At 45.8% G+C, this 14,545-nt stretch carries 10 protein-coding genes; 6 read left to right on the top strand and 4 right to left on the bottom strand.

Annotated features, from left to right (window positions below; genetic code table 11):
- Positions 1-109 precede the first annotated feature (109 nt).
- Positions 110-1,171, bottom strand: coding sequence for a LacI family DNA-binding transcriptional regulator (locus OQJ86_RS24955; RefSeq protein WP_265991836.1), 1,062 nt, complete (start codon positions 1,169-1,171; stop codon positions 110-112).
- A gap of 231 nt (positions 1,172-1,402) precedes the next feature.
- Here OQJ86_RS24955 and OQJ86_RS24950 point away from each other — a divergent pair, with 231 nt between their 5' ends.
- From OQJ86_RS24950 to OQJ86_RS24935, 4 genes are all read left to right on the top strand, one after another.
- Entirely contained in the window at positions 1,403-3,505 is a 2,103-nt protein-coding gene (locus tag OQJ86_RS24950; RefSeq protein WP_265991834.1) for an alpha-galactosidase, read from the top strand.
- A 133-nt stretch (positions 3,506-3,638) separates the two neighbouring features.
- Positions 3,639-5,360: a solute:sodium symporter family transporter gene (locus tag OQJ86_RS24945; RefSeq protein ID WP_039977581.1), complete on the top strand. Its 1,722-nt coding sequence runs from the start codon at positions 3,639-3,641 to the stop codon at positions 5,358-5,360.
- A 523-nt stretch (positions 5,361-5,883) separates the two neighbouring features.
- Complete coding sequence (locus OQJ86_RS24940) at positions 5,884-7,350, top strand: HD domain-containing phosphohydrolase (RefSeq protein ID WP_265991832.1); 1,467 nt, start codon at positions 5,884-5,886, stop codon at positions 7,348-7,350.
- 181 nt (positions 7,351-7,531) lie between these two features.
- Positions 7,532-8,722, top strand: a complete 1,191-nt coding sequence (locus tag OQJ86_RS24935) for an amino acid aminotransferase (RefSeq protein WP_265991830.1) — start codon at positions 7,532-7,534, stop codon at positions 8,720-8,722.
- Positions 8,723-8,843: 121 nt separating this feature from the next.
- Here OQJ86_RS24935 and OQJ86_RS24930 read toward each other — a convergent pair whose 3' ends face one another.
- Positions 8,844-9,485, bottom strand: a complete 642-nt coding sequence (locus tag OQJ86_RS24930; RefSeq protein ID WP_265991828.1) for an outer membrane beta-barrel protein — start codon at positions 9,483-9,485, stop codon at positions 8,844-8,846.
- Between the two features lie 228 nt (positions 9,486-9,713).
- Here OQJ86_RS24930 and OQJ86_RS24925 point away from each other — a divergent pair, with 228 nt between their 5' ends.
- Both OQJ86_RS24925 and OQJ86_RS24920 read left to right on the top strand, forming a co-directional pair.
- On the top strand, positions 9,714-11,603 hold the full coding sequence (locus tag OQJ86_RS24925; protein ID WP_042602704.1) for a DUF294 nucleotidyltransferase-like domain-containing protein: 1,890 nt from the start codon (positions 9,714-9,716) through the stop codon (positions 11,601-11,603).
- Between the two features lie 8 nt (positions 11,604-11,611).
- Positions 11,612-12,331 (top strand): 3'-5' exonuclease, encoded by a 720-nt coding sequence (locus OQJ86_RS24920; protein ID WP_265991825.1) that lies wholly within the window; start codon positions 11,612-11,614, stop codon positions 12,329-12,331.
- A 77-nt stretch (positions 12,332-12,408) separates the two neighbouring features.
- On the opposite strand, the gene OQJ86_RS24915 is transcribed toward OQJ86_RS24920, so the two are convergent.
- Together OQJ86_RS24915 and OQJ86_RS24910 are read right to left on the bottom strand one after the other, a co-directional pair.
- A complete protein-coding gene (locus tag OQJ86_RS24915; RefSeq protein ID WP_265991823.1) occupies positions 12,409-14,292 on the bottom strand; it encodes a methyl-accepting chemotaxis protein in 1,884 nt (627 codons plus the stop codon).
- Positions 14,293-14,335: 43 nt separating this feature from the next.
- The coding region (locus OQJ86_RS24910) for a hypothetical protein (RefSeq protein ID WP_265991821.1) at positions 14,336-14,545 on the bottom strand (210 nt) is incomplete at its 5' end.

The following is a 14,545-nucleotide window of genomic DNA, read 5'->3' as shown; positions in this document are numbered from 1 at the left end:
CTCCGAATACATTAGCGCAAACCAACTTCGTTATTACTAAATTGTAGTTGCAATAACGGGGCGGACCATACATTTTTTGTAACCACGGCAAAATTCATTAACAGTTCAACTAAGGTAATAAACGACGTATATTCTCTAAGTGCGTCAGTATTTCTTGCTTGTCATAAAGCGTGTCCGCCTTTGCTGATGTGCTTTGTCGTTTAACCAAGCTGATTGGCAATACTTCTGACACAACGCCTTGCCCTTTTTCCATCTGACTCAGTACTAACTTGACCGCCCTACGTCCAAGTTCATTGAAATCTTGCTTAATCGTTGTCAGAGGGGGTGAGAAAAACTGGCTGTCTTGAATGCCATCGAACCCAACCACAGAGACGGTTTTAGGTACATTAATACCCGCCTCCAAAAGCGCGCATAACACGCCAAGCGCCATCTGATCATTCGCCACCAATACAGCATCAAAAGGCACACCTTTTAACACGGCGTCTTTAATAGCGTTGTAGCCACTGGCTGCTTGCCAATCTCCCTCATAGTATGCCGCTTGCATCAATTCATGTTGCTGAATCTGTGATTGCCATTCTTGGTAACGAATCTGAGAAGCCGTAGATGCCTTGGGGCCAGAAATACACACGAAGGATTCGCGCTTATGTTCGATCAAATGAGAGATCGCCAAATTTGCCCCAGATTTATGATCACAACTGAGAGAATTGACGGGCGTCCCCTCGGGTACATCAATAAAAACCAGCGTGAGCTGACTGAACTGCTCCACAAGGTTTTCTGCCATCTCTCTGGTTACCGGGGCGTTGATGATAATGGCATCAACTTGCTGGGCAATGAGCTCTCGGATTGCACTACGGAATTCCTCAATGGAGTTGTCACCTAACACTGCCAGCGCCGTCGCGTAATCCATCTCATGCGCTTGGTTGCGAACACCATTAGCAATAAGAGCCACACCGTGCAGTGAGATATCCAAAGAAACAATACCGATGATCCGCGACTTCGCTCGGCTCAACATTTGTGCCCCTTTGTTCGGCACATAGCCAAGCTTTTTGATTGCGTCGTTGACTCGCTTTCGTGTTTCTTCTGCGACGTTATCCGCGCCGTTGGTTACGCGCGACACGGTTTGCGTTGATACTCCAGCTAACCGTGCAACATCTTTAAACGTAACTGCCACTGCGTTCTCCTATTCTGATTTGCTGTTCACTCTACCAAATTCATTCGAATGTTCTCGTGAACAATGTCGTAAAAACATGAAAAAATGTTCCCGAAAACAGCAGATCTAGCACACAAAATCACGTTCTAAAACCTGTTCAAAGTCACATTTAAACGGCTATTTAATCGAAATAAAACCAAACAAGCGCATGATTATTTACAGATTAAATGTTTGCGAAAACAGAGAAACAACATGCAAAAAATTGTTCACTTAAAATCCAAGAATCACAGCATGATCATTAAAGTGGATCGTGTTCCTGAAATCCTTCATTGGGGAGCAAAGATCGCGCAAATCGATCCCGATTTAATGCTCTCAACCGAGCGTCCTATCTCTCAGGCTCGTCTTGATGTCGACGTACCGTTATCGCTTTGCCCTGAGTTGGGCAGCGGTCACTTTAATGCACCCGGGATTGAGGGGCATCGCAATGGCGAAGACTGGGCTCCCGTGTTCACAACCACATCGATAGAGCACGATGACAACAGCGCGACATTTACTCTGCAAGATGACGTCGCTGGTCTTGAATTATTGATTGAGCTACAACTGGACTTTAACAGTGACGTGGTACAAAAACGCATCACCGTAAAAAATACGACTGCCGGTGAGTATTGCTTAGGTAAGCTCTCCTCTACCCTGCCACTTCCTAACCATGCAAACGAGCTGATGACGTTCCACGGGCGTTGGTGTCATGAGTTTCAAACTCAGCGTTTGAGCTTTGAGCATGGTGGCTTTATGCAAGAAAACCGTCGCGGTCGCACCTCTCACGAAAACTTCCCAGGTTTGTTCGCAGGCACTAATGGCTTTAGTGAGCAATTGGGGCAAGTTTGGGGCTTCCATCTTGGTTGGAGTGGTAACCACCAACTTCGTGCCGATGTTCGCAGTGACGGTCGTCGCTTTGTTCAAGCTGGTGAACTGCTACTGTCTGGTGAAAAGCGTCTACAAAGCGGTGAAACCTACCAATCACCATGGCTTTACGCGACATACAGTAACTCGGGTTTGAATGAAATATCAGAGCGATTCCACGAATTTGTTCGTGCCAATATTATTCAATTTCCAAACAACAAGCCTCGTCCTGTGCACTTAAACACGTGGGAAGGCATCTACTTCGAGCACAAACCTGAATACATCATGCAGATGGCAACCGAAGCGGCTGAGATGGGTGTCGAGCGCTTCATCATTGACGATGGTTGGTTCATTGGTCGTGATGGCGAACGCGCAGCGCTTGGTGACTGGTACTTGGATGAAACGAAGTACCCGAATGGTCTTGAGCCTGTCATCGAGCACGTAAACAGCAAAGGCATGGAGTTTGGTCTTTGGGTAGAGCCAGAGATGGTCAGCCAAGACTCAAATCTCTATCGCCAACATCCAAATTGGGTATTGAGTCTGCAAGGCTACCACCAGCCTTCAGGTCGCTGGCAATACGTGTTGGATTTGCAAAACCAAGATTGCTTCAACTATCTGTTTGAGCGTTTGAATGACTTACTGACTCGCTACAACATCGGCTACCTGAAATGGGATATGAACCGTGAATTGGTTCAACCTGGGCATCAAGGTAAACCCGCTGTGCATGGCCAAACGAAAGCGCTATACCGCTTGCTAGACGAACTTCAAGCTGCGCATCCGGCGGTTGAAATTGAGTCTTGCTCTTCGGGTGGTGGTCGTATTGATTTTGAAATCCTTAAACGCACTCACCGTTTCTGGGCTTCTGATTGTAACGATGCATTGGAACGTCAAGCGATTCAACGTGGTATGAGCTACTTCTTCCCACCTGAAGTCATGGGCGCTCACATTGGTCCCGCAGAGTGTCACTCAACCAATCGTCGCCATGCGATCAACATGCGTGGCGTGACGGCGTTAAGTGGTCACATGGGTGTGGAGCTCGATCCGGTAAAAGAAAGCGCGGAAGAAAAACAGGCTTTTGCTCATTACATTCAACTGCACAAACAGTATCGCGATTTGCTTCATTCGGGACGTACTTTCCGCATCGATCCTGCCGATCAAAACCAGAACATCTATGGCGTTGAGAACGGGCAAGAAATGCTGATTACGGTGTGTCAGTTGGCCATGCAAAATCATGCGCTGCCATCTCCACTTCGCGTTAGCTGTGCGGATAAAAACGCCCGTTACGAAGTCAAGATTGTTGAAATGCCAAAAACCAGCTTCCAGTTGATGAAGCAACGTCCGCAATGGCTAGACAAAACCCTGACGCTAAGTGGCGATAACTTAAAAGAAATTGGGGTAACGCTTCCGATTCTCGATCCAGAATCGGCGCTCATTGTTCATCTTAAGAAAATGTAAACCTCTATCTGTGCCCTCTAGCGACCGGGTTTCAACTTCGCGTTGTTCCTGATAAAACACTCCTATACGCGCTAGAGGGACACCCTACAACTAACAAGCAAAACTTAATTGCTTAACTTGTTAAGGAAACAAAATGTCTATTACAGTATTACTTTCGTTCTTGCTGTTTACAGGCTTTGTTGTGGTGTTCACTTACAGCAAAGTTAAAAACGATAAAAACACCTCTCAAGACGGTTTCTTCCTTGGTGGACGAAGCTTAACAGGCGGTCTGATTGCCAGCTCCTTGATTCTGACCAACCTGAGTGCCACCAGCTTTGTTGGCATGAGTGCGCAATCTTACACCCACAACATGAGTGTGATGGGCTGGGAAGTGGCCTCTGGCGTCACACTGGTTATCATTGCGCTGCTGCTTGTTCCTCGCTACCTTAAGCAAGGCATCACCACCATTCCTGACTTCTTAGAAAGTCGTTACGACATGTCGGTGAAGAAGTTCGTTACCCTGTTGTTCTTGTGCCAATACGTCATCAACATTCTACCTACCACTCTTTACGCTGGCGCTGTGGTACTGGGCGAAATCTTTGATGTGCAAGCTTTGCTGGGCATTTCAGAGTTCAGCTCTATCGCCCTGATTTCCGCCACTATTGGTTTGTTGGGTTTCTTCTACGCGATTTACGGCGGTCTAAAAGCCGTGGTAATTGCAGACACGATCAACGGCGTTGGCTTGATCACCGGCGGTTTGATGATCCCTGTATTTGGTCTGATGGCATTAGGCGGCGGTAACTTTATGGAAGGTTTGGACGTATTGCTGACAGCCGCACCGGAAAAGCTGCAATCCGTAGGTAAAGAGACCGATCCACTGCCGTTCTCTACTCTGTTCACAGGTCTATTGCTGGTTAACTTGTACTACTGGGGTACTGACCAATCAATAATCCAACGTGCACTTGGTGCGAAGAACCTCAAAGAAGGTCAAAAAGGCGTGATTCTGGCGGGTGCGATTAAAGTTATCTCTCCACTTTTCCTAATCATTCCGGGCATCATTGCGTTCCATATGTTTGGCGCAGATGCGGGCAACCCAGATACGATGTACACACGCTTGGTGAACGAAGTATTGCCTAAGCCGCTTGTTGGTTTCTTCGTTGCGGTCATGTTCGGCGCTATCCTAAGTACCTTTAACGGCGTATTGAACAGCTCAACCACCTTGTTTGCTTTGAACGTTTACAAACCACTATTTGGCAAAGACAAATCGGATGAAGAGTTGGTCGGTAAAGGTCGTATCTTCGGCGTTATCATTGCGATCATTTCGGTCTGTATTGCCCCTTTCATCATGTACGCACCGGAAGGCTTGTTCCAATACCTACAAATGGTTGCGGGCTTCTTTAGTGTGCCTATCTTCACTATCGTGTTTGTGGGCTACATTTCAAAACGCGTTCCTGCTATTGCCGCTAAAGTTGCTTTGGTCGTGTTTGTTAGCTCCTACGCTGCGATGCAATTGGTCTTTGGTACACCAATTCACTTCCTACACCAATTAGCAATTCTATTCGTCGTGTGTACTGCTCTGATGTTTGCGATTGGTTACTTTATGCCGCGTGATACAGACTACGTAATGCCAGTAAATGAGAACATCGATGTCACACCGTGGTCATTCCGCTTTGAAGCATCAGCGGTCATCATCTACATGGTATTGGGCGCTTACGTAATGTTCTCAGACTTCGGTTTTGTCTCAAGCGATCCGACTATCATGCAAGTGTACGGCTTCTGTGGTCTGGTCTTGATGTTCGGTGTGGTTTCTAACTACTTCATCAAACGTAGAAAGCACAAAGAAGTGTCAAAGCTCAATGACATGTACATGCCTTAAGTCGACTTAGATTGCGCACATAAAAATCGGAGCACTGGCTCCGATTTTTGTTTTCTACCGAAACTTCGTCATCAACAAAGAGCTTTTGAGGAAAGAAATGTCTCCTAAAGGCACTTTTAACCTTTCGGATTTTTCGAGGTAAACGCAACACAGGAAGAACAAATACATAGAGAAAGATAATTAGAATGCAACTTTAAATAAATTATGTAAATACATCATCAGACCTTATAAAACCTAGAAATCTCGATATTCATGCGATAATCTATTCGCCGCTCTGTTCACATTAATGAGTGTCCCTGTGAGGCAAGTCGAAGTGCGGTTTTACTTTCAAGTTAAAGATGCACCCTGTTTCCCTTTCCCTGTCCTTATAGCGCTTAATGAAATCTATCGCTAGAATCGCAGGTCTTTGATTTTACAAGTGACAGATCAATCAACAGCATCAATAACATAACCAAGTTCCTCTCTAGAAGCGCAACCAAGAGCGAAGACAATGATGTTGAGGATGATCTTAGAAAGGTTAATCATGGCGAATACTAACTACAACGCACCGCTAACATTGCAACTTTATTTAGCCGCTGCATTCTTTTTTGGCACCTATGGCGGACGCGTCTGCCCCATGCTCAGTACGCTCAGCGTTTACGAAGTCATTTTGCACTGCGCCGTGGTGTTTACCTTCATCTATTTAGTGCGTCACTTTATTCTCACAACACACCCGTTAATTGCACAAAACCGCCAAGCGAAGCTGGATACGATTTTATTTACTGCGGTTAGCATCCCTTTCGCGGCTTATTACAACCTCCAGTATGACTTTACTTTCGATAGCAATGTAAAGGTCCTATTTGGCATGGGATTGTTTGGCTTCCTGACAGGCTCTATCCTTCAACTACAAAGCAAATTGGCTCAATTTAATGACTTGCGCCAGCAAAACCAATTCGATTTTGTCCTCTCAGGGCAACGCCAATCTATGGTCAAACAGATGATCGGGATGATGATCGCTTTGCTGGTTACCTTGACGGCGATTTTGACCATGGTCGCTGTAAAAGACATTTATTGGCTAGAGCAGAATCCGGAACAAATAGCCAATGGATTAGGGAAAATTAGCTTCATTAAGGAGCTGGTTTACATAGCCCTTGTCGTGGGTGGGTATGTGATCGCGATAATGATTCTTTGGACTCGCTTGATGCAGAAGATTTTGTTTAGCCAAGAACAAGCATTATTGGAAGTCACTCAAGGTAAGGTGGCTCAACGCCTCCCGGTCTTCCAACATGATGAGCTAGGCTCAATGGCCTGCCTCACCAACCAAATGCTAGACAGCTTGCAAGTTTCGCAAGACGAGGTGAAAACGACGCGTGATGTTGCCATTGTCAGCCTGTCCGCCTTGGCAGAATCTCGCGATAACGAAACTGGTGCTCATATCATGCGAACGCAGGAATACGTCAAAGTGCTGGCAGAACACTTAAGTCAGTTTGAACAACATCGCATGTTACTGACTCCCAATTACATTGAACTGTTGTATAAATCGGCCCCGCTTCACGATGTGGGTAAAGTCGGCGTGCCTGATAGTGTGTTACTCAAACCGGGTAAATTGACCGACGAAGAATTTGAGATCATGAAGGGTCATGCTGAAATTGGTGCCGAAGCGTTGTCAATTGCAGAAAAACAGCTAGGAAGTAGCTCATTTTTGCGAGTTGCGAAAGAGATCGCGCTGACACACCATGAAAAGTGGGATGGAAGTGGTTATCCAAATCAACTCTCGGGTGAAAGCATTCCCCTCTCTGGCCGATTGATGGCACTCGCAGATGTTTATGATGCACTTATTTCAAAGCGTGTATACAAGCCAGCGTTCAGTCTTGACAAGGCAAAATCAATCATTCTTGAAGGAAATGGCAAACATTTTGACCCGCAAGTTGTCGACGCTTTCCTTGCTGTAGAAGCACAGTTTCAGCATATCGCACATCAATATCAAGATGCTCAAGATCTCGCCGCTTAGCGAATTATCCCCCTCTTAACTCCACAGTTAAGAGGGGTTTTCATAGCAAAATCTTTGCTTATGTTAGAATTCCGTTTCAAATCAAAACTTTTTTAAGTTTTCTTTTCACTAACTGTTGTAACGAATATTGCTGAAAGGTATAAATGTCAGCAGACCCCTTCGATTAACATGGATGAAGATTATGTTTGAAAAAGTAGTTGCCGCTCCGGCCGACCCTATTCTTGGACTTACTGAAGAGTTTAAAAAAGATACTCGCGCTGAAAAAATTAACCTAGGCGTTGGTATTTACAAGAACGAGCAAGGTGAAACCCCTGTTCTTGCTACCGTAAAGAAAGCCGAAGCAGCACTGATTGAAACTGAAAAAACCAAATCTTACCTAACAATCGAAGGTACAGCAGAATATGGTCTGGCAGTACAAAAACTGCTATTTGGTGCAGACGCAGAAATCGTTACGAGCAAGCGAGCTAAAACAGCTCAAGCACCTGGTGGTACGGGCGCTCTGCGCGTTGCTGGCGAGTTTATTAAACGTCAGCTTGGCGAAGTGAAGATCTGGATCAGCAACCCAACTTGGGCAAACCACAACGGCGTGTTCACAGCTGCTGGCATCGAAACGGCACAATACAGTTACTACAACGCAGAAACGAAAGACAAAGACTTTGATGCGATGCTGACAGATCTTCAAGCTGCATCGGAAGGCGATGTTGTGCTTCTGCATGGCTGCTGCCACAACCCTACAGGTATCGATCCAACGGCTGAAGAGTGGGAAGCTCTGGCGAAGCTAGTGGCAGACAAGAAACTACTGCCTCTATTTGACTTTGCATACCAAGGTTTTGCGAAAGGTGTCGAAGAAGATGCCGAAGGTCTTCGTATTTTCGCGAAGTACAACAAAGAAATCCTAGTAGCGAGCTCTTTCTCTAAGAACTTCGGCCTATACAACGAGCGTGTAGGTGCGTTCACTCTAGTTGCTGAATCAGAAGAAGTAGCAACAACCGCATTCTCGCAAGTGAAAGCGATCATCCGTTCTATCTACTCTAACCCACCAGCGCACGGCAGTGCAGTTGTGACTCACATTCTTGGCGATGCAGAATTACGCGCAGAGTGGGAAACTGAAGTAGCAGAAATGCGTGACCGTATCCAAGAGATGCGTGAGCTATTCGTTGCAACTCTGAAAGCTGAAGGTGTAGACGCGGACTTCAGCTTCATCGAGCGCCAAAACGGTATGTTCTCATTCTCTGGTCTATCTAAAGAACAGGTGAACCGCCTGAAGGAAGAGTTTGCAATCTACATTGTTGGCTCTGGTCGTATCAGCGTAGCAGGCATGACGAAGTCAAACATGGGCCCTCTATGTAAAGGCATTGCGGCAGTTCTATAACTCCGCTTTAGCTAATAGAAAGCACAATCAGAAAAGGTCAGCACATGCTGACCTTTTTGTTTTTGTGTGTTTCATTTCAAACAGCACCGTCACAAGCCGATGATGTAATTCAACCATTGCTCTAATAAATGAACTTAAAGCTGATGCCCACTTCGTTAATATGATCAGAGCTCTGATTTTGATAATCCGTATCTCGGAACTGATAGTACAAACCTGTACCAATCACATCATGCCACTGATAATTGAAAGCAATCTTGTAGTTGTTCTCATCAACGATATCACTTCGATTTAAATGCACTTCAGCCGTACCCATTAATTTTTCACTGAAAAGGTAGTTAGCACCAATCGTCACGCCTTGAATAAACTCGCTTTCTGATGAAATCGTATTGTCACTCTTATCATCGGTTGCCTTAGCTTTTATGGCACCGAGCCCATAAACGCCATACACATCCAGTTTTTCGTTAATACCATAGCGGTATCCACCACCAAACATTAAACGGTCAATGCGCAAAGTGAAGTCGTCTGGGTGGAAAAACTGTGCGGAGTAATCCACATTAAACAACCAGTTATCGGTCAGCAGATAGTTACCACCCAATCCTACGGTGGTGGCATTCGAGTTATCTAACCATTCTTCGTTGGTCGTACCCGCGCCGAGGTCGAGGTTAATGTGTTCATACCCAAATTTTGCAGCTTGTTCTGCCTCTGAGGCAACGCTCATTATAGGTAATGCTACAAGAGGTGCAGCTAATAACAATCTTACCATTTTACTTCCTTCCATGAGTGTCATCCAAAAGTACTTATGCTCTCTAGTTCGACTTCAGTTTATTGATTTAATTCGGCATCTTGATGACAGCGTAGCCGAATTGATGGCGATTTGCCGTGCGACTTGTCTGAATCTTATCATTGCGCACGAAAAACAGTGATCCGATAAGATTCTGTTTTAAAACTAAGTTAAGATTACTCTATCACTTGCAAACCAAAAGGCACCTTAATGGAAGCAGAACTTCTCGAGATATATAACTTTCTCGCCAAGTATCCCCCATTCAACGAGCTTCCGGAAGAAACGCTCATCAAAGTGACAGAGAACATCGAGATCTCTTACTACCGTCAGGACACCCCTATCATCCATTTAGGAGACCAAATTGACGACCTATATATGGTAAGAAGTGGCGTAGTTGAAGTCTATCGACGCAAAGGTGAGCTCTACAACCGCCTCGATGAAGGTGATCTTTTCGGTCAAATGGGCCTTCTTACTAACAACAAAGTTCGCTTTCCAGTAAAGGCAATCGAAGACTCCCTGCTCTACTGCATTCCGCAAGACATTTTCCAAGAGCTTTACGATAACTTTGACTCGTTTGCCGACTTTGTCGAAGTTGAAAACAGTGCAAGACTACGCCAAGCCGTGTCTGAAAATAATGACGCGAATGATCTGACGACATCGAAAGTAAAAACACTGCTGACGCGCGATGCGCCGACCATTGAGCGAGGCCAAACCATTCAAGAAGCCGCACAGCTTATGGCGCAAGACAATGTCTCTTCGTTGTTGATTGTCGACCCTGAATTTGTTCTTGATGAAGATGACCCGCAATCGCCTGTCGTTGGTATTATTACTGACCGCGATTTGTGTACCCGTGTTTTGGCCGAAGGTTTGTCGCCTCAAGATGACGTTTCAACGGTGATGACGACAGAAGTTATTTCCCTCGATCACAACGCCTATGTGTATGAAGCCATGCTAACCATGCTGCGCTATAACGTGCATCATTTGCCTGTCGTGAAAGACCAGATGCCAATTGGCATTATTGAAGCCACCGATATCGTTCGTTACGAATCTCAAAACTCTCTGTTGTTGGTGAGCAGTATTTTCCAGCAACAAACCATCGAAGATTTAGCGATCGTTGCCGACGAAGTGAAAAGCAGCTTTGTACGTTTAGTAAATGAAGACGCAAACTCTCACATGGTTGGCAGTGCGATGTCAGTGATCGGGCGCAGCTTCAAACAGCGCTTGCTTGAGATGGCAGAAGAAGAATTAGGCCCACCACCCATTCCCTATTGCTTCCTAGCACTGGGCTCAATGGGTCGAGATGAGCAGTTGTTGGTCACAGACCAAGACAATGCCATCATCCTTGATGATACATACAAAGAAGACAAGCACGGCAAGTATTTTGAAGCGCTGGCGCAATATGTCAGTGACGGTTTGAACGTATGTGGTTACAAGTATTGTACCGGCGACATTATGGCAACCAACCCTGAATGGCGTATGACTCGCTCGCAATGGGAAGAGTGCTTTGCAGACTGGATTGATGACCCTAACCCGAAAGCGCTACTGAATGCGTCTATTTTCTTTGACTTAGATGGCGTTTATGGCCGCTTAAAATGGGCAGAACAACTGACCAGCTTTATCGTTCGTCGCGCGCGTAAGAATAACCGCTTCCTCGCTTGCTTGGCTCGCAACGCCTTAAATCGAACGCCTCCACTTGGATTCTTCAAAGACTTCGTGATGGAAAAAGATGGTCAACACAAAAACTCGATCAACTTAAAACGTCGTGGTACTGCACCATTGGTGGATTTGATTCGTGTTCACTCTTTGGCGGTAGGTTCTCGAGCTCAAAACTCTTTTGAGCGTTTGGATGACATCATTGACGCGGGCATCTTACCGAAAGGACGTGCGCAGGACTTGAAGGACGCAATGGAGTTCATCTCTATGGTTCGTATCCGTCACCAAGCCATCGATGTTGAACTCGGTATTGAGCCGGATAACAACATCGAACCAGAGAACTTATCGGATTTTGAACGACGTAATCTTAAGGATGCTTTCCAAATCTTGAGTAATGGTCAGAACTTCCTCAAGTTCCGTTATCAGGCCAGCAATAAGTTTAAGTGAGACACGGAATGATAAAGAAGCTGTTTCAAAAACCTTTTGTCCAATGGCCAACCAAGTTTCAAAGCAAATTAGAAAGCGCGAAGGATGAACGTCTGGTCGCTTTCTATAGCACCGCACTGCCTGCGCCAGAAACACCATTATCTGAGGTAGAGTTTGTCGCCTTGGACTTTGAGACTACTGGGTTGAATCCGCAAAAGAACGGCATTATCACCATTGGTTTAGTGCCGTTTAATCTTAATCGTATTTTCCTTCGCCAAGCAAAGCACTGGAAAGTAAGACCGCAAGAAAAGCTCGATGAAGAATCAGTCATCATTCACGGCATTACACACAGTGAGCTGATAGACGCACCCGACTTAGGAGAGGTCCTCGGACCATTATTGGAAAGCTTAGCGGGCAAAATTGTTGTCGTTCACTATCGTCGTATTGAGCGCGAATTCCTCGACCAAGCGCTGCGAGCGCGCATTAAAGAAGGCATCGAGTTCCCTGTATTGGATACGCTGCAAATTGAAGAGGACATTCAACAGCGCCTCTCTGGCGGCCTTTGGAACAAGTTAAAAGGGAATAAGCCGAAGTCATTGCGCTTAGCTCAATCTCGTCGCCGTTATGGTCTGCCGGATTATACACCTCATCATGCGTTAACGGATGCAATCGCCACAGCAGAACTACTTCAAGCCCAAATTGCCCATCACTACAGCGAAGAGCAACCTATCAGTAGTCTTTGGCTGTAGGTCATAGCGAATCGAGAATACTTTCCGCTGATAAACAAAAAAGGAGCCAATCGGCTCCTTTTTAATGCTCAAATCACTTACAGTTTAAAGCGATTGATCTCTTGTTCTAGCTCATGAGAAAGCTCAGATAGGTGCGCGGCTTGCTCTGCGGCCTGATGCGCTTCAACTGACAACTCGTTGGAGACATCGCGGATGCCTTCTGTGTTGCGCGTAATTTCTGTTGTTACGGACGCTTGCTCTTCAGCAGCAGACGCAATTTGTGTTGCCATGTCGCTAATGCGTTCTACTGCAGAGTGAATCTGAGTGAGGCTCACCGCTGCTGAGTTCGCATCATCCACGCTGGTGTCAGCAAGGCGACGACTGTCATCCATAATACCTACAGCTTTTGCTGTCGTACCTTGCAACATCTCAATCGTTTCTTGAATCTCTTGAGTAGACGCGTGAGTACGTTGACTCAGAACACGAACCTCATCAGCAACCACCGCAAAACCACGACCTTGCTCACCCGCACGTGCCGCTTCGATAGCTGCGTTTAGTGCTAGTAGGTTAGTTTGCTCTGCAATACCTTGGATCGTGGAAAGAATCGTATTGATTGCATTACCGTGCGCCTCAAGCTCTTGAATCACGTTCGTCGCCACTTGGACTTCTTGTGCAAGGTTCTGGATAGAGCCTTGAGTTTGAGTCACTTGACCTGAACCATGAACACACGCTTGCACCGCTTCTTCTGAGCTTGATGCAGTATTGTCAGCATTGCCTGCAATCTCTTGTGTCGCCGCAGCCATTTCATTTACCGCAGTCGCAACCATATTGATTTCGTCTTGCTGGTAAGAAATACGTTGGCTACGCTCCTCAGCCTGTTGAGCGGTCGTACGAGCTTGCTCTGACAACGATGCAGAAACGTGGCTAAGCTTGGTTACCATAGTATGCATGTTGCCCACAAAACGGTTAAAGTTTTCGGCAAGTTTACCAACTTCATCATCACTACGTGGTTCAAGACGTTGTGTTAAGTCACCTTCACCAGAAGCAATCTCTTCAAGCGCCTGCGATACACGGCCAAGATCGCGGAACAAGAAGCCGACTAACCAAGACACCGCTGCAATCACTACGATGGTGATGAGAACAGCTGTAATCAACATTTCGCGTAGTAATTGTGCATGGCTCGCCTCTTCAGTTGCACGATCCATTTCAATCGCGAACATCCAGTTTGTACCTGGCACTTTGCTGAAGTAGTAAAGCTTCTCTTGACCTTTGATCGTTGTTGTCTCAATCGAACCTGTATTGGCTGCACGCTCAATCGAATCTTTTGAAAATTGGTTAGAAAGGTCCGTAATTGGCTTAAGTGTCAAGCTCTTGTTCGGGTGCGCAAGGAAAGTACCGTCGTTCATGTCGATCAACATGGCATGCGCATTTTCACCCGCGTCCAAACTAATCACGTCATTGATCAACTGATCAATCAGAACGTCAGCACCCACTACACCAATGAATTTACCGTTCTTCATTACCGGTTCGGCAATGGTCACAAGTAGAGCGTTAGTGATCGCATCCTGATACGCTTCAGTGATGATCTGCTTACCCGCTGATTTCGCTTCAGTGTACCAAGGGCGAGTACGAGGATCGTAATCGGCACGGTTACGTTCTGGATGAGAACGGTACATACCACCTTCCGGAGTACCTAGGAAGATATCGTCAAAGCCCCCCGCTTTGCGTGCTTGTTGTAGGAAAGGCACAACGTCTTGCTCAGCTGAGTAATCGTTGAAAGCCGTCGCAATGTCTTTGCGAATCGCAACCCAGTCAGAAATACCTTCTGATGCTGCGTTACTTAGGCTTTGTGCTCGTGAATAGACACCTGAACGCGTCTGATCAAACAATTGACCAGCCGACAACCAAGTTAATGCTGTTGCCATCACTACAACAGCAGAGAGGCTTGCGCCAATTAGCTTTTGTTTTAATGATAATTTCATAATTATTATAAGAAGTTGGGAGAACAGTTAAGGAGGCTGAATCTTACACACTTCTGACAAAGTAATCACGAAGATTGTTCACAAATTTAATACGATAACCTGTTGTAAAATAAAGAATTTGATTCGCCATTTTTTTGGCAAGCGTCAGAAAAATCGCACAAAAAAAGCCAGCATTACGCCTGTCTCTTATACACAAATCCCCAAGCTTGTAGTTTGGGGATTTTTTTTGAACTCTTTCACGTGTGTGCGATCT

This window comes from Vibrio sp. Sgm 5, from assembly GCF_026241575.1.
GTDB lineage: Bacteria > Pseudomonadota > Gammaproteobacteria > Enterobacterales > Vibrionaceae > Vibrio > Vibrio jasicida.
Note: the sequence above shows the minus strand (reverse complement) of the source record. Positions and strands in the feature narration are given on the sequence as shown.